At 35.7% G+C, this 16,642-nt stretch carries 13 protein-coding genes; 5 read left to right on the forward strand and 8 right to left on the reverse strand.

The window, feature by feature from the left end:
• Positions 1-18: 18 nt before the first annotated feature.
• The 4 genes from EZS29_RS09490 to EZS29_RS09505 all read right to left on the reverse strand — a co-directional run bounded on the left by EZS29_RS09490 (position 19) and on the right by EZS29_RS09505 (position 6,499).
• Positions 19-1,674 (reverse strand): argininosuccinate synthase, encoded by a 1,656-nt coding sequence (locus tag EZS29_RS09490; RefSeq protein ID WP_216678660.1) that lies wholly within the window; start codon positions 1,672-1,674, stop codon positions 19-21.
• Between the two features lie 260 nt (positions 1,675-1,934).
• Positions 1,935-4,133: a glutamine synthetase III family protein gene (locus EZS29_RS09495; protein ID WP_130609459.1), complete on the reverse strand. Its 2,199-nt coding sequence runs from the start codon at positions 4,131-4,133 to the stop codon at positions 1,935-1,937.
• A 171-nt stretch (positions 4,134-4,304) separates the two neighbouring features.
• Entirely contained in the window at positions 4,305-5,078 is a 774-nt protein-coding gene (locus tag EZS29_RS09500) for an RDD family protein (protein WP_130609462.1), read from the reverse strand.
• A complete protein-coding gene (locus tag EZS29_RS09505) occupies positions 5,075-6,499 on the reverse strand; it encodes a DHH family phosphoesterase (protein ID WP_130609465.1) in 1,425 nt (474 codons plus the stop codon). Before EZS29_RS09505 ends, EZS29_RS09500 begins: the two co-directional genes overlap by 4 nt.
• 205 nt (positions 6,500-6,704) lie before the next feature.
• Between EZS29_RS09505 and EZS29_RS09510 the strand changes: the two genes are divergently transcribed.
• From EZS29_RS09510 to EZS29_RS09520, 3 genes are all read left to right on the forward strand, one after another.
• Complete coding sequence (locus EZS29_RS09510; protein ID WP_130609468.1) at positions 6,705-7,508, forward strand: S-adenosylmethionine decarboxylase; 804 nt, start codon at positions 6,705-6,707, stop codon at positions 7,506-7,508.
• A 151-nt stretch (positions 7,509-7,659) separates the two neighbouring features.
• The gene (locus EZS29_RS09515) at positions 7,660-8,961 is read left to right on the forward strand and encodes an ABC1 kinase family protein (RefSeq protein WP_130609471.1); all 1,302 of its coding nucleotides are present in this window, start codon (positions 7,660-7,662) and stop codon (positions 8,959-8,961) included.
• Between the two features lie 13 nt (positions 8,962-8,974).
• Positions 8,975-9,397 carry a 6-pyruvoyl trahydropterin synthase family protein gene (locus EZS29_RS09520; RefSeq protein ID WP_130609474.1) on the forward strand — a complete coding sequence of 141 codons (423 nt, stop codon included), beginning with the start codon at positions 8,975-8,977 and terminating at the stop codon, positions 9,395-9,397.
• 8 nt (positions 9,398-9,405) lie between these two features.
• Here EZS29_RS09520 and EZS29_RS09525 read toward each other — a convergent pair whose 3' ends face one another.
• Positions 9,406-10,053, reverse strand: a complete 648-nt coding sequence (locus EZS29_RS09525; protein WP_130609478.1) for a DedA family protein — start codon at positions 10,051-10,053, stop codon at positions 9,406-9,408.
• Between the two features lie 70 nt (positions 10,054-10,123).
• Complete coding sequence (locus tag EZS29_RS09530; RefSeq protein ID WP_130609481.1) at positions 10,124-12,046, reverse strand: hypothetical protein; 1,923 nt, start codon at positions 12,044-12,046, stop codon at positions 10,124-10,126.
• A gap of 142 nt (positions 12,047-12,188) precedes the next feature.
• On the opposite strand from EZS29_RS09530, the gene EZS29_RS09535 reads away from it, so the two are divergent.
• Positions 12,189-12,827 (forward strand): SanA/YdcF family protein, encoded by a 639-nt coding sequence (locus tag EZS29_RS09535; protein ID WP_172603875.1) that lies wholly within the window; start codon positions 12,189-12,191, stop codon positions 12,825-12,827.
• Positions 12,828-13,422: 595 nt separating this feature from the next.
• On the opposite strand, the gene EZS29_RS09540 is transcribed toward EZS29_RS09535, so the two are convergent.
• On the reverse strand, positions 13,423-14,211 hold the full coding sequence (locus EZS29_RS09540; RefSeq protein WP_130609487.1) for an MnmC family methyltransferase: 789 nt from the start codon (positions 14,209-14,211) through the stop codon (positions 13,423-13,425).
• Positions 14,212-14,484: 273 nt separating this feature from the next.
• On the opposite strand from EZS29_RS09540, the gene EZS29_RS09545 reads away from it, so the two are divergent.
• Complete coding sequence (locus tag EZS29_RS09545) at positions 14,485-15,822, forward strand: hypothetical protein (RefSeq protein ID WP_130609492.1); 1,338 nt, start codon at positions 14,485-14,487, stop codon at positions 15,820-15,822.
• Between the two features lie 56 nt (positions 15,823-15,878).
• On the opposite strand, the gene EZS29_RS09550 is transcribed toward EZS29_RS09545, so the two are convergent.
• Positions 15,879-16,487 (reverse strand): tetratricopeptide repeat protein, encoded by a 609-nt coding sequence (locus tag EZS29_RS09550; protein WP_130609495.1) that lies wholly within the window; start codon positions 16,485-16,487, stop codon positions 15,879-15,881.
• Positions 16,488-16,642 lie beyond the last annotated feature (155 nt).

Raw genomic sequence — 16,642 nt, forward strand, 5'->3', positions numbered from 1 at the left:
ACTCAATTTCTCCTCGTATTAAAGTAATGCTGGTTTTTTAGAAGATTCAATATTTTTTGAAACACCTGTCTTAACAGATTTATTCATTTTCTCCACTGTTACTTTAAGTACGTCATAGTCAGTGATGAGTTGCACTCCATTTTTTACGCTCCAACTGCGAATAGATTTCCCATCAATTTCTTCACTCAATGAATTGGTTGGAGAAGCTACATTCACAACTAAATCAAAGCGATTTTGTTTTAATAAATCAATTAAGTTTGGCTTGTGGTTTTCTTGATTTGCTTTATGGACAAGAACGCTTTTCACGCCCAATTTATTTAAGTAATTATGCGTACCCTGTGTTGCAAACAAAACAAATCCAAGCGAATAAAGTTCAGAAATTGCTGGGGCAAATTTTTCTTTATTTTGATCTCCTCCCACAGAAACAAGTGCATAACGCTCTTTTTCTTGGGAAAGACGCATTTGCATTGTATAAATTTCAGTAAAGCCAGCCGATGCATTTTGATTGAAAGCATTGCTTTTCATAAACGTTGCTAATTTTTCATCGAAAATACTATTCGGAGTTTCTACCGCAACAACATCAGCGCGACCTTTAAATAATTTTACAGTTACAACACCTGTTACTTTTTCATTGATTCTTTCAATAAAGGCATTGAGGTCATCCATCAAAGGTTCATGCCAAAGTGCACCGTAGCAGAGATATCCCCATTTTTGATCGACGATCATTTTAAATTCATTCTCATGTCTTGTGCAGACAAATTTTTCGAGGGTTTCATGCGCACGAATGATGGTATGCGCTGCGGGGGATTCATACACTCCACGCACTTTAAGACCGACAACTCTATCTTCTAAGTGATGCGTAACACCAACCCCATGGCATGCGCCTATTTTGTTGAGCTGAAGAATAATGGAAGGAAGATCCATATCTTGGCCATTTAATTGCACAGGAATTCCTCTTAAAAAACCAATTTTTAAGAGCTCAGGCTCATGTGGTGTGTTCTCAACAATTTTACATACTTGTAAAATAGCAGGTAGGTTTGGAATCAGAGCTGGGTTTTCGATCTCTCCCCCTTCAGCAGACACTCCCCACATATTGTCGTCATAGCTATAAGGAGAGTCTTTTGTTTGCTTTACAGGGATATTGTGGATACGTGCATATTCGAGCTCTTCGTCACGCCCCATGCCCCATTCTCTTACAGGCGCAATGATTTTCATTTCGGGAGCCAAGGTTAATACCGTACCCTCAATCCGAACCTGATCATTGCCTTTGCCTGTGCACCCGTGAGCTATGCAGTCGCAGTTTTCTTCGCGAGCAATATCTACAGCAATTTTTGCCAAGAGAGGTCTGCCGAGTGGTGTGGCAAGATGATAGTCCCCTTGGTAACGGGCATTGGCTTTAATTCCCTTTGCCAAATAGTGATAAGCAAATTCTTTTTTTGCGTCGATCACATAAGCTTTTTTTGCTCCGAGGCGAAGAGCTTTTTCTTTTATTTCCTCAAGATTATCTGCCTGCTGACCAATATCAATGGTCAATGCAATCACCTCAGCATTGTACTGTTCTTGAATCCATTTCAACATGACTGAAGTATCCAGTCCGCCAGAATACAAAAGAACAACTTTACGAATTTCACCTTTGCGGCCTTCATATGATGCAACTTTAACGTAATCTGTCATTGTGAGATCCCTTCTTAAATAGCCCCAAAACATTTTGCACTGGGTGTAAAATACACAAAAAAAAAGCCCCGCAAATGCGGAGCAAAAAACTAAAATATCTCAATTTCTAAAACGAGTGACCTTATTTCTATTGAAAGAGAATAAGCCTTGTGTTTATGCACAAATAACATGATAAAGTCCTAAACAAAAGAGACTCGAAAAAAATTCATCCGAAGATACTTATATGAGAATAATTTCTGAGTCAAGTTAAAACTTCATTTTTAATCTATGCCAAAAAGCAGTTCCGAATATTTTGGATAAGGCCATAAATTGTGCGGAACAATTCCTTCTAATAGGTCCACTGTGTTCCGTAATTCAACTAATTTTGGTAAAATATGTTGGCCAATAAAAACAGCAGTGGAATTTAATTTGGAATGTTCATAACATTCTTCATTAGAAATTTTATCGTATTGTAACTTGAGTGAATTGAGCGCTGAAAAGAAATGATTAAATTCTTTTCCAAATTCTTCAGCAAATTTAATTGCAGGCGATGGAATGCTTAATTCTTTCGCAAGTTTCACATTATCCATAAGCTTTTCTAAATAATTTAAACACACAGGCATAACTTGAGTTTGTGCCATTTCTAAAGCACAATTGATTTCAATAAGACTCTGTTTAATGTAACGCTCTTGTTGAATGGCTAAGCGACTTGCAATGTCTTCAGATGTAAATATGTTTGCTTGTATTAAAAATTGAATTTTCTTTTCGTCTGCAAGAACAGCAAGTGAGTCTGGAGTCATTGGAAAATTCGACAGACCTCTTTGTTTTGCTTCATCAAGCCATTCCTGTGAATATCCATTTCCTTCAAAGCGAATTTTTTTTGTTTCTTTAATAACATCTTTTAAAACTCTAAGAATAATATTATCGGAAACCCTGCCATTTTGCGCACGCGCTTCAAGTCGTTTATTGATTTTACTCAGTCCATCACAAACGGCAGCATTTAGAATTGCTGTTGGATAACTAATCGACGCACTAGAACCAACGGCTCTAAACTCGAATTTATTGCCAGTAAAAGCAAAAGGCGAAGTTCGATTGCGGTCGGTATTGTCTTTCGCAACACCTTGTAAATGAGAAATACCAAGATCGATCATGATTTTTTCAGCATTGATAATATCACCCGAACCCGATTCCAGAGAATTGAGAATTTTATCGAGGGTGTTGCCTAAAAATGCTGAGATAATTGCAGGAGGTGCTTCGTTTGCTCCAAGTCTGTGATCATTGCCAGCAGTCGCTATGGATGCTCTTAAAACGTCGGCATTGTCATGAATGCCAAGCAAAACGGAACAAAGAAAGGTTAAGAAGACAAGGTTTTCATGTGGAGTTGCCCCTGGATCCAAAAGATTGCGCCCTGTTGAGTCTTGCATGGACCAGTTGACATGCTTGCCACTTCCATTCACACCTGCAAAAGGTTTTTCGTGCATAAGAGCAATAAATCCATGTTTTATAGCAATACTCTTAATATATTTCATAGCTAATTGATTGTGGTCCGCAGAGATATTGGAAGATTCAAAAATGGGAGCAATTTCGAATTGACCTGGAGCCACTTCGTTGTGACGCGTTTTGATCGGCACACCGAGTTTATATAGTTCTACCTCAAGTTCATTAAAAAATGCCTGCACACGACTTGGTATTTGGCCAAAATAATGATCTTCAAGTTCTTGACCTTTAGGAGGTCTACGACCAAAAACAGTTCGACCAGAAAATTTTAAATCGATTCTTTTTCTTGCTAACTCTTTGTCAACAATAAAAAATTCTTGCTCTGGTCCTACAGAAGTCGAGACATAATGAACTTTTTTCTCTCCCAAGAAATGCAAGGTTTTCACAGCTTCTTCCGAGAGAGCTTTGTTCGAACGTAACAACGGCGTTTTAAAATCCAGTGCATCACCATGATAACTGATAAAAACTGATGGGATGTATAACGTTTTCCCATTTTCAGTTTCCATTATAAACATTGGACTTGAAGGATCCCATCCCGTATAGCCACGTGCTTCGAAAGTCGAGCGAATACCACCAGAAGGGAAACTGGAGGCATCTGGTTCACTTTGCAAAAGCTCAGGACCAGTAAATCTTTCGATTGGGTTGCCCTGCTTGTCAAACCAAAGAAAGGCATCGTGTTTTTCGGCTGTTGCCCCTGTTTGTGGCTGGAACCAATGGCAATAATGAGTTGCACCCATTTCCATTGCCCACTCACGCGCAGCAGCAGCTATCCGTTCCGCTAAATGAGCATCGATCTTACCGCCAAGTTTCATAACTTTTGCCATAACATCAAGATCTTGTGATGATAAGCGTTTAACCATAGCTCTCAAATCAAAAACATTTGAGGCAAAATAATCTGCAATGCGAGATTGTTTTCCATCCGCATTCTGTGGTCTTTGTATTTTACGAATGTTAACAGCAGAATTAGAAAATGAATCTTTCATGGTTAAACTCCATTTTGCTTAAAAATCACGAGCTAAAAAATACAATATTTATATATTATATTTATTATTATCCTCTATATATGTAGACTCTGCATTTATTTAAACGCAAAAAACATGTTCTCAAAAGTCGTCACATGCTCGTAGCATAAAATATGAAAAGTCAAAAGAGATTTAAAGATTTTTTGATGAATAACGCATCCAAAAGAAGATGGGAACACGGGATGGAAGAAGAATTATGAAAAGAAATGAAAGGATACTCCCTAGCAGCATAGATTCGGAAAGTGCGGCACAAAACTTAGTTCTTTCAGAGACTTTTGCATTCTTGTCTTTGCTATTTTGAATCGAAATCCCAAAGAGCCACCTTCCCAATGTTGCGCCTTCAAAACCTAAAATTGAATATTGAAAGAGAAAAACAAGAATTGCCATAAAAAACCAAACCTGCAGTGAAAACAAGAATGTATAAAGAACACCTAAGTCTACAGTGACCACCGAAAGATATTTTACCAATGAAGAAGTCACATCGAAAAAGCCTTTTGGAATAAAAACAGTATTGATGCACAAAGATATAATAAGGAAGCAAAAACCAACCAGCGCATCGACTGTCCAAGCAAGAAAAGCAAAAAAGGGATGCACAAAATAATTGGTATCATTTTCACCTTCTTTTTGATCATTATAAAATGCATTTATTTGTTTTTCTTTATAAACGCTTTCATCTTTTACAAAGTTTGTCGGCGAATTATTTATATTTTCCATATAGTAATTTTCATTTAATATTATAGGACTTTTTTCTATATCACTGTTTAAATAAATATCATTCTGCGAAGTGAGTTCTATTTCTTTTAAAGGAAGATTCTGTGACTTATCATTTATTGACTCAGCAAAAAAACCAAAACCTGTGTGTAACGGTTGTATCGATCTTTTTTGTGACTCCTCTGAAAAACTCATAAAGCTTCCTTAATAAATAAATTCAACACCGTTGCTTTTATATTTTCTGGATTTAAATTGCCATAGCGTTCTTTCCAACCTTCAACAGGAAAAATAGCTTTTGCCATTGTTCTGTGTCCTCCGCCACTGGCCCAACCGTTGATAATTCTTTTTACAACATCACCAGCATTTTTCACATATCCCACATTGCGCACACTCATAACAAGGTTATTTTCATAGATTCCTGCACATACGGCCCATTCAGATCCTTCAAATTGAAGCATAAAGTCAGCTACTTGCGGAATAAGATCCTCTCTCTCCACTTCACCTATATAACTCACTAATATAGATTCTTTCACAGCCATACTCGTCAAGGCGTGCGCGAGTACAGGCGCAAAGCGCATAGGGAGCTCTGGTTTTTCCATTCTACGTAACAAGTTATAATTAATATCCGGATAGAGCGAAATAAATGCATAAAGGTCCGCATCAATAACTTCTCTATTTAAATGAAGAGTATCTGCTTTTATTCCATAAAGTAACGCAGTGGCTAATCTTTGCCCAATATTTACTGCAGCTGCTCGCAGATATTCTGTCAATATTGTTGAAGTCGCCCCATATTTCGAACGAATATCACAATAAGGAATATCACTGTAATTTCCTGTCATGGGATGATGATCAATAATGGCATCAACCTTTGGTAAAGTAACTGTAAAATGCGTTGGCTGCGTATCGAGCAAAGCCACTTTATCAAAATTACTTAAATCGTCTGGCTTAATAGTAATAACTTCTAAATCGAGCAATCGTAGCATAGCTAAATTTTCGGGGCGAGTGACTTTGCCAAACGTCACTATGGGAGTGGAAACTTTGTTTCTCCCTAACAAAGCTCTTAACGCAAGAGCTGACGCTAATCCATCGGGATCAGGATCGGGTTGCAATAAAAGCGCTATTTTATCTCCACCATCAAGAATATCACGCACCTCTTTTACGCGGTGACTGCTTTCTATGTGTCTTAATTCCGCACTAATAGGCCTGCTTAACAATTCAGTCCACGACAAAACGAGCTCGCGATCGTTGTCAATGAGTTTGCGTGGCACTTCCTCTGGACGCCCAATTTGCAAAGATAAGATACGCGCATCGGGCAATTCAGTCAGTATGAGCTCGCGAATATTTGAATACTTTTCTATGTCTTTCAATGAAAGTACGACACAAATGGGCTTATACTCTTTCCATTGAGAAAAGAATGAAGCTTTGGTCACATCCCCTTTGACAAGAGCTTCCTTATGAATAGAATCTTCACAAGCATCAATTAAAGAAGTTTGTAATTGCCCACACTTACTTGGAACCCAAACTTTAATATCCATATTTTTTTGAATGTGCACTAATGTTGATGCAAGTTCAGGATCATCACATATCACTAGGAAAAGACCGCGTTTGGAATCCATCTAATACACCTTACTATTTGAAATTAATCAGATAAATACTTCCTGATAATTGTTCTTGCAAGTTGGAGTATGCTACAATATTTTACCACCCTGTTTGGGATGGCAATTCTGCCTCGCAATTTTCATAATATACTACATTGCGTAACCTGTTGAATAAGATAACCTAGTTAGGTTAGAATCACTCAGGGCTCTATGAGGACATAAGATGACAGAAATACTTGGTTTTAACAACCTAACGAAAGCTTTAAGCTTCAATCTATATGACTTTGCCGTTGCATTGAATGATGAAGAAAGAGCTTCGTATATCAGGTATATTGATGAACGGTACTCCGCCCGTCAAATTGAATCTCAACTCATACGAATTGCAGAAATAATTGATGCTGAAGTCTTAAACGTCAGCTCAAAAGATTTCGATCCATATGGTGCTAGCGTTATTTTGCTCATGAGCGACTTAAAAGGCGATCAAGCAACTCAACAGGCAAATATGATTTCTCAATCAACTTATAACATCGTTGACAAACAAGCCAATCTTATGGCGCAGTCCACTGTGTCTATCCATTTAGACAAAAGTCATATCTGTGCGCACACCTATCCCGACAGTCTCGATCCCTCTGGAATCTGTAGTTTTCGCGTCGACATTGACATAGCAACCTGTGGCAGCATTTCACCCCTCTATGCGCTGGATTTTATGTTTAAAGCATTTGAAACAGACGTCGTTTGCGTAGATTATGTGGTCAGAGGTTTTGCCCGAAATAAAAATAATGAAAAAATATACATGGATCACGAAATTGAGAGCATCACTCAATTCGTCTCTCCATTTATTTTAAGAGAATATGACACCATAGACAAAAACTCCCCTGAACATCACACCTATCAGACTATGTTCTGCAGAAAAGAATTGGATGAAAGTTGTTACTTTAGAAATCCAAGAACAGTTCCACCCCACATAGCCTCAGAAAAAATGGCGCTTATTCGCAAAGAAATTGACTCAATTGCACTTTTAAAATAATCATTTCATTTTAAATAAAGATTTTTAATCCCGTTATGAAATAATGTTTCATAATGGGATTTTTTAATATTCAACATATCAGAAAGTATCAGTTACGAAAAAATATTTTTATGCTATATATTATTCTTAACGAAGGCAAAGGAGAGTTGCTTTGAGAGAAAAAAACAGTTCAAAATCGAGAGCATTATCTCTTATTCGAACCATTGGCAGCACTGCCCTCAAAGCAGGCAATGAAGCCATTCAAAAAAAACTGAGTAAGTTGAGCGAAGGGGATTCCCCAATCAGTGAGGCTGCATTGAGACTTGTCAAAGGGCTTGATGATCTTAAAGGCGCAGCTATGAAAGTTGGGCAAATTTTAAGCATGGTGGATGAAAAAATGCTTCCCCCCGGCTGGAAAGAGGCCTTGAGCAAACTGCAAGCAAACGCAACAGCCAAAGATTGGAGTTTTATAAAGCCCATTCTATTGCATGCATTTAGCAATCTAGATGACTTTGAATACATCGAAGAACAAGCCATGCATGCCGCAAGTATTGGACAAGTCCACAAAGCACGTTTAAAGGATGGGACCTTTATAGCACTTAAAGTGCAGTATCCAAATCTAGAAAAAAGCGTAAAATCCGATCTACAAAACATGAAAAGACTTATCAGTTTAGCGAATATTATGCCAAATATGGCCAATTATGATCACACCTTTGAAGCCGTCGAAAAACTTTTTCTTGAAGAACTTGACTTTCTCCGCGAAAAAAACTTTTACGAACTATACAAAGAAAACTTTAATAACAATTCCAATATTATTGTACCAAAAACAATCTCACATCTTTGCCGTAAAAATATTTTAGCCACGGAATGGATCCAAGGTGAAAATCTCCAGCAATGGATGACGCGAAACCAAAGTGAAATGCACACTGATCCCGAACTTATTAAAAAACGCGATAAAATAGGTTTTCTTTTATTGGATCTCGTTTTCAAAGAAATTATAAATTTTAAGCATATTCAATCCGATCCCAATCCCGGAAATTTTCTCATCACCGAGGATTGCAAACTCGTGTTGCTTGACTTTGGTGCTACGCAAAAATTAAGTTCCGATCTTATTCAAAATTATACTAACCTTTGTCGAGCAAGTCTTGCTGATGAAAAAGAGAATATCATAAATATCGCTGTAAAAATGGGTTTTTTATATACAGATGACAGCATTGACATAAAAGAGAGTTTTATAAGAATCATGCAGCTCGCTATGGAACCCTTTATTCATGAAAGTTATTCTTGGAAAAACTGTGATATGTTAAAAAGAATAAATTCTGAGTCTTTTCATTTGATGAGATTGACTAAATTTAGAGCCCCAGCTTCTGAAATCATATTTATGAATAGAAGACTTGGCGGAAATTTAATCATGATGGAAAAATTGGGGGCAACGGTTTTTGCCAGAGAACTTTTTGTAAAAATTTTACAATAAAAAAGGATTGAAAATGCTTATTTTAAAACATAATTTTTCTTTTTGCGCCAGCCATAGGCTTTTTAATCCAACTTTCAGTGACGATAAAAATAAAGAAATATATGGCAAATGCGCGGGTAAAAATGGGCATGGGCATAACTATAAACTTGAAGTTGCAATAACAGGACAAGTAGATCCTGAAACTAGCATGCTCTTTAATTTACAAGATCTATCCGATATTGTGTACGAGAATATTATAAATGATGTCGATCACAAACATTTAAATTTTGATGTCCTTTGGCTTGAAGGGAAAATTCCGACGATCGAAATCTTTATAGAAGAAATATGGAAAAGGCTCGATAAATCTATTGTGAGTAAACAGAAAAACAAACTTGAGCTCTATTCTGTTACCTTATGGGAGACCGAAACCAACTTTGCGACACGCCTGAGAAATTAGGTTGTATTTTAAGCATGATTATTTTGTTCTTTTCTAGATTTTACCCACTTTACAAAAAGTGGGATAAACGAAATCAAGATAATTCCAACTATTAAAAAATGAATATAGTTATTTATTTTATCACCAAATAATTTACCTAAATAATATCCTCCTAAAACCATACTCCAAACCCATAAAAAACCGCCAAAAATATTAAAAGCAACAAACCTAGAAAAGTTCATTCCAGCGGCTCCAGCAACCGTAGGAGCAAAAGTTCTTATAATTGGAATAAACCTTGCAATAATTATGGTTTTTCCACCATGTTTTTCATAAAATTCGTGAGCATATAGAATATGTTTTTTACGAAAGAAAAAAGAATCTTCTTTTCTATAAAGCAACGAGCCAAGTCTCTTGCCAATATAAAATCCAACAGCATCACCGACTATTGCAGACACAGTGAGAGTTGATAAAAGAATTGAAACCTGCATATCGCCTTTGGCTGCAAATAAACCTGCGGCAATTAACAATGAATCCCCTGGTAAAAAAAAGCCTACCAATAAACCTGTTTCGGCAAAAACTATTAAAATAAGACCAATATATCCAACCGTTTGTATAAGAAATATGGGATTATTTAAAACTGATAATATAAATTGATACAGCGAATGAAAAAAATCCATAAAGTAACAATCCTCCAGGGTTTATCCCGTTTTCATATTTCTTATACTGGAAAAAAAATGAAGTACAAACTTAAAAGTACTCTCTTTTAGAATTATTACCTTTAATCAAATTATAAGAATCTGAAGGAAGAAAATCCCAGGACACTCCAATAGATACTTCAAACCAACCATCTTGAAATCTTTTTGCAAGAACGCGAAATAGTAATTCTTTTGTCATCAAGCGAAAAGGCCTGAGATCGGCTTCGAGTGCCCAAACCGATTTGCCTTGGATAAAATCAAAGAAAGAAAATCCACCGAGAAATTCATATTCACCTATATTATCTAAATTATCCGACCATCGACCATTGGCAAAAACAGAAATTTTAGAAATATTAAAGGCCGCATCGGATTGTAAAACACTTCCTCCCATATATTCGAGAGCTCCACCTATACGAAAAACTCCCGAGGGAACTGGGTTACGCCAAAGAACTTTATAAGCACCTAGGCCAACAAAATAGCTAGAGCCCTGAATTGTTGAACCGTTAAAAAATGAAAATTGTGCGTATGGATTTATATAAAGATCAAAAGTCGAATCGATATCTATTTTTCCTGATGCATTGAAAGTATTTATTAAAGTTGTTGGTATCCCTGCAGAATTGCCAAAATATGAGCCCGATGTGAGAGCGACTCCAATTCTTAGACTTGTGGGATCCCAAGAATTGGGTTCATCGATGGAAATTTTTTTCTTCGGCTTACTGACCTCAACCTCTTCGCCTTCATTTGGAGGAAGCTGGGGAGAAATAAGTCCTTGCTGCTCAGCTTGCGGTTTGGAGTTCTCCTCTTGCGCTAAAGCAATTTCACTTTTCTTATCAAGTCTTGCCGTCTTATCTTTTTCTAAATTATTTATATCTTGCTTGTCATTCTCCATCGGAACAGGCGCATTTTTTTCTTGCTTATCTTTTCCAAAAATTACGGGAGGTAACATCGAGCGCATTTTCTCTCTTTTTGTCTGAGATTCAAAACCTTCCTCAGCCGCGCCTAGCATGGGAGCGGTGTCTGGATTATAAGGATCACGCCAACCTGTGTTATTTAATTTTTGTTCTTTTTTCCAAACAAGCAGTTGAACATCTTGCTTATCAAGTATTTTTAATGCCTGTTCATACGAAACACGATCGGACGAAACAATTTGGCACAAAGAACTGCCTTGCCGTGCCTCCAATACTTTAAGAGAATGAATTGGTATCCGATTAGCTCGTAAGAATTCGCCCGTTTGTGGATGAAAACTCGATAATATAACATAACCTGCATAAAGAGTTTCACCACGAACAATTCCACGTTCTTTACCAAAATCAACAGTTAATAGATTCTCGCGCATATATGTTACTTTACCGTCGTGACCTAATGTAGCGATTAAACGCGCTACGGCTTGGGCAAATGCTTCTTTAATTTTTGTCCGACTGGCTTGCGGTTCAATCATGACATCTTCCCGTGCCCAGATAGAACCCATAATTCCAGCGCCTCTTACCGACACACGCACAAGTGTTTGATCGGGTGCAAAATAAATGGATGGCCTTATCCAAGCGTCCAGATTGTAATCCGATTCTAGGTTCACTCTTAAATTTTCTGCATTAACATTTTCTGGTGATTTTTTTGCTGATCCGCTCAAAGGGATCAACTTCATAAAATCAGATAAAGATAGGCTCCAAAAACGCCCTGTATTTTGAATTTCTTCATCTACATCCGCAACGAGATCTTTGCGCAATTCTGTTTCGCTAAATGGTAAGGCTGGCGTACCATATAATACACGATCTTGTTTGCGCATGAAAATTCTAAATTTATCCACATTACTTTCTAAAATATCAATTCCAACCCGCCGCACAGGGGGCAATAAAAATGAGTCTCCCTGTGTACTTGGAGGACGAGCTGTGGGATTTTCTAACGAAAATAAACTCTCAATATAAAACAGAAGCAAAAATGCTAAAATTAAATATTTGACAATTTTTGACTTTTCCACTCAGTGGCTCCCTTGTTCCTTAAATTGTATGTTAATTTCGTATTCATTTAGAAGCTTCAGCAATTTGACACTAGGCTGCAAATTTTAGACAAACTTGGGTGAGGTGATTAGCTGCACACTTGATTAACTGATTGGAGAAAATTTGATTATTAAAATATTACAAATTGCTTTAAAAATTTTCAGCATTATATTAACTCTTCTTTCTGCAATTATTTTCTTAATTCTTGCGGTTTTCGCAATTACAAATTTCATTGTGTACCTCAATTCTAGAAATGCTCCCCCCCCTTTAACTACAAAAGAATATGCAATTGTCTTGGGTGCAAGTGTGCATGGTGACTTGCTATCAGGAGTATTAAAAGCTCGGATGGAAACAGCTATCGATCTTTATCATAAAAAATTAGTGAAAAATATTCTTATGAGTGGCGATGGCACCGATACAAATTACAGTGAAACAGCAGCAATGAGAAAGTTTGCTCTCAAAAATAAAATACCTGCAGAAAGTTTAATTACCGATGAAAAAGGTTACAGTACATATGCAACTATGTTACGTGCAAAAGAAATATATAATATAAACAGTGCATATATTATTTCACAAAATTTTCATTTGCCCAGAGCGGTGTGGATTGCTCGCGAAGTTGGGATTGAAGCCGATGGCGTAGGAGCAGGCGAAGTCAAAGAAAAATGGTATTATTCGTCAAGAGAATTTTTCGCTCGAACAAAAGACTTTTTTCAAATTATTTTCAAAGCACCCCCGATTGATGAAAGAAACTTTATTTTTTAATTTATCTTTTCCAAACCTCATTTATTATTGAAATTAATATAAAAATTTGTTATTTTTTATCTTGAAGATATAAAAAAGATTATTAAAAATCAATAATAATTAAATTGAATTATCTTATTTTTCTATCAATTGAAATGATCACAAATATTATAGAAATCCCATTTATTTAGAAGAGAAGTTTTAAAGAAATTTAATTGTTTTTTAATTTTAAGCGCCTTTGTAACATATAAAGCTGAAACCTATGTCTTTTTAAATCATTTTTATGCTTTCATAATTTTGAAATTCAAATTAAAAGCAAATAATAATTATTATAATTTAGATGAAGCAAAGATTTATAATTCTGACCAAAAAAAGTTTCAATAATAGCTGCTATCGATGACTCTTACATTGTTAATGCAAAAACAATGATTTTATTACTTCTCCATTGAATTTAAATATAAAGACAGAACATTCGGCAGGTGTAGTGTCAATTTGTATCAGATATGCTCTCATATATACCTAAATACAATTAAGTAAAATTATTTTGGATATAGTTCAATAGAATACATTATATAAATTTATACCGACAAATAAATTTAACATTTATCCAAATTACTTATATCAATTCATTTTTAATCCTATAAGCAAAAATACATTCTCTTTTCCCAGCAAAACCTTTTTTCTTTAAAAGATTAAAATTGTTCTCTTTAAGTTTTCGTTTGAGCATATTTTTAGAAGCATAAGTTGCGAAGGATGAAGAGGAAGAACAGTTTTTGGGTGAAAGAATATTATCTATATAAAGCTCATTCCAAAGATCGGGAGAGGAATTTGCACTAAAGGCATCAAAAAAAATACCGTTGGCTGGTTTTGTTAATTGCGTTTCGTTTGTAAACTTATTATATATGACAAATTTATTTTTAAGTATAAAATCTTTGATAAATAATTTTAATTCCATCTTATCTACAGAGAAATATTCACTGTTTAGCTGAAGTATAGAGGAATAGCATGCTTGAAAAGAAACCGGTAACGGTTGATCCAATAAAAATGCTGTAAAGAACTGAATTAATTTTTCTTCTTTTTCAAATGAAAAAATAAATAATTGCGATAGGTAATCATCCGAAATATTTTTATTTAGAAGATAAGCAAAAAGCATGATTTCAATATAGCCCACTCCAAGACCAATGGATAAAAATACGGGTTCTATTCTATTTTTAATGACAAAATCCACAACGGGTAGATAGACATAATTAGTTTCTGAAAACGAGCCACTTTGACTGTGCATCATCTCGGTCTGCATTTTTTCCGAGACGATTGACACAGTCATAGAATTGTCCTGTGTTTTATAAAAAAGTGCAGAAAAACCATCCTCATCACGATAATCTGCTACTTGCTCTATTTTATTCACTCAATTATCCTTATCCATTTCAAAAGCAAAATATCTTTAATAACACACCCAATTTTAACTGTAAATATTCTTTACATTTCTCCAATAATAGAAACCACAAAAAATACAAATAATCAAATATATTGATTTATTTATTAAATTAAACTTACCATTTCCTGTATTATCTTCTGACAAATGAGTCCGCAATAGATATCCATAACTTTATTTTTTAGCTTAAAGCTTCTCTTAGGATGAGTGATTAATTGGATAACTTTTGAAAAAAGGAAAGCATAAATGACTCTATTTTCCAAAAAATTTATAAACTTAGGGATATACCTTACCGGCATTTTGCTTGCTAATAATGCTTTAGCAGCACAGACTTTAAATTCTCCTCAACAGCAATTGCCGCATTCCGCAAAAAAACGTGTAATTTATAGCATTTATAACGGAGATCAGATTGTTAAATCCAATGATCCTGCCCAGAAAGTGCATCCAATTCTAAAATCGACTCAAGGTTATAAAGAGCCGCCCAGCTATCCCGCACCAGCGTTGGATTCCGATAAACTTACTGAATTTGTCTCTACTCATAACAATTCATTGCCATTAACTTGGGGTATAGACACCGAAAGAACAACTTGGAAAGGGGAACAGAGCTATTCTAGTTTGGGTAATAAAGATTTTGGTACCGAGCTTTATTGCACAAGCACAGATGGCTGCCATGGAGAAATATCAGCAGCAATAATTTCTCAACCATCGGTTTGGACATCTAGTTATTCAACTCTTTCTTGGGATCATCCGACTTTAGCAGTGCGTTTTTTAAATAAAGATAACAATATAAGCAGTGGATTTTATCTTGATTCGACAAGTAATGCGCAGTCACAAATAGATAATATAATAGACAAGATCTATATCGCAGATGGTCAAGGGCATTTGAATGAATTAAAACCTGGAAATAATAGCTATTCCAAAATAAGCTATAATGTAAAATATAATGAACCTATAGGCTATTTTTTAATTAAATCAATTCCAAATGAAAAGACAACTCTCTGGGATATTGACTATATAAATACTTATGACACTACAAACGGAAAGCAAGAGATAACAAGTGCAAATGGATCTGATGAAACTTTAAGTGCAGGGACTTTTTGGCAATTGGGTTGGACGCAATATGCTGGTGAAAACACAGGCTACAATCAAACAGAAACAATCACTCATGGAATTACAAAAACAAACTCAACCAACCTAGGCTTTCAAGTGGGAGAGAAGATCAGTGCAAATGGAGTCATAGTCAATGAAGAGACCTCATTTACTTTCCAAGCAAATTGGGGTTGGTCAACGGAAATACAAGATCAAACAAGCTCTTCGTTACAAATTGAATTTCCAGCAAGACCGGAGCGCAGAGTTTTAGGTATTTATAAATTGATGATTGGTGTGCATTCCAAAGCACCATTTTTAGAAAACTTCTTAGCGAACAATAATCGTAAGGGTTTTAATGCTCATATTTATGCAAACCCAATTCAATTGCGGTTAGCAAGATCTTTACCTAATTCTGTGCTTAATGCAGAAAACTCAACAGATGCAATTTCTCAAGGAGGTTCCAATATTCATGCCTCTGTAGCTGTGGACTATTAATATTAAAAATATTTTTAAATGTAATTATTTAAAAATATTTTAAAAAAAGATAACTATTAAAATGGAGGTGTATTTAATTCACCTGAAGTTTTATCAGAAGAAAGAAAATTATCTTTTGCTTGTAGACATTGTGAACGTAAGTTTTCCGCAATAGGGTTGTTTAAGTTGAGAGAAATTGCAGTTTCGATCTCAACAAGAGCTTCATCGAATTTCTTTTGTTCAATATAAATTCTTGTCAACTCAACATAGAAATCGCTGCAGTTGTGTAAGGCAATCGCCTTGCGCAATTCCTCTTCTGCGGATTCTAACTTCCGCATGGATAAATAAAACTGCGCCATATCATAATGTTTTTGTGCAAGTAAAACACCTTCATGCCGGCAGGCATCGGCAAACCTTTGCGAAGCTTCTTCATAAAAACCCAAGTCGCTTAAAATAATAGCTGCGTTGAACTGCGCTTCAATATAAAAATGATCTGCCACAATAGCTCTGTCAAAATGCCTAAGAGCTTCAGGGAGATCTCCTTTCATCAAATAAAGTAACCCCATTTCATTTAACCAATCTGCCTTTTCACCATTTTGCTGAATTTGAACAAGTCCAATATTTTCAGCAAGATTAAAATCACCTGCAAACAAAGCTGATTTAAAATCATTCAAAGAGTTTTGCACGAAAAGCTCTCCTTTCAAAATATACGCAAATCATACCAAGAAATGTTGAAGAATGAAAATGAATGTGTGAGAGTGTCGCGAACAGAAGACTGTTCCAATTTCATCAATTGTAAAACCTGCATAAGTATGTAGGAGTTAAATATTCACTCGGGAGT

Origin of the sequence: Fluviispira sanaruensis (genome assembly GCF_004295685.1) — a bacterium.
Classification (GTDB): domain Bacteria; phylum Bdellovibrionota_B; class Oligoflexia; order Silvanigrellales; family Silvanigrellaceae; genus Silvanigrella; species Silvanigrella sanaruensis.

Coding starts and splice junctions, on each gene's coding strand:
- EZS29_RS09490 (WP_216678660.1), bottom strand. CDS start 1,674: ATGACAGATTACGTTAAAGTTGCATCATATGAAGGCCGCAAAGGTGAA.
- EZS29_RS09495 (WP_130609459.1), bottom strand. CDS start 4,133: ATGAAAGATTCATTTTCTAATTCTGCTGTTAACATTCGTAAAATACAA.
- EZS29_RS09500 (WP_130609462.1), bottom strand. CDS start 5,078: ATGAGTTTTTCAGAGGAGTCACAAAAAAGATCGATACAACCGTTACAC.
- EZS29_RS09505 (WP_130609465.1), bottom strand. CDS start 6,499: ATGGATTCCAAACGCGGTCTTTTCCTAGTGATATGTGATGATCCTGAA.
- EZS29_RS09510 (WP_130609468.1), top strand. CDS start 6,705: ATGACAGAAATACTTGGTTTTAACAACCTAACGAAAGCTTTAAGCTTC.
- EZS29_RS09520 (WP_130609474.1), top strand. CDS start 8,975: ATGCTTATTTTAAAACATAATTTTTCTTTTTGCGCCAGCCATAGGCTT.
- EZS29_RS09525 (WP_130609478.1), bottom strand. CDS start 10,053: ATGGATTTTTTTCATTCGCTGTATCAATTTATATTATCAGTTTTAAAT.
- EZS29_RS09545 (WP_130609492.1), top strand. CDS start 14,485: ATGACTCTATTTTCCAAAAAATTTATAAACTTAGGGATATACCTTACC.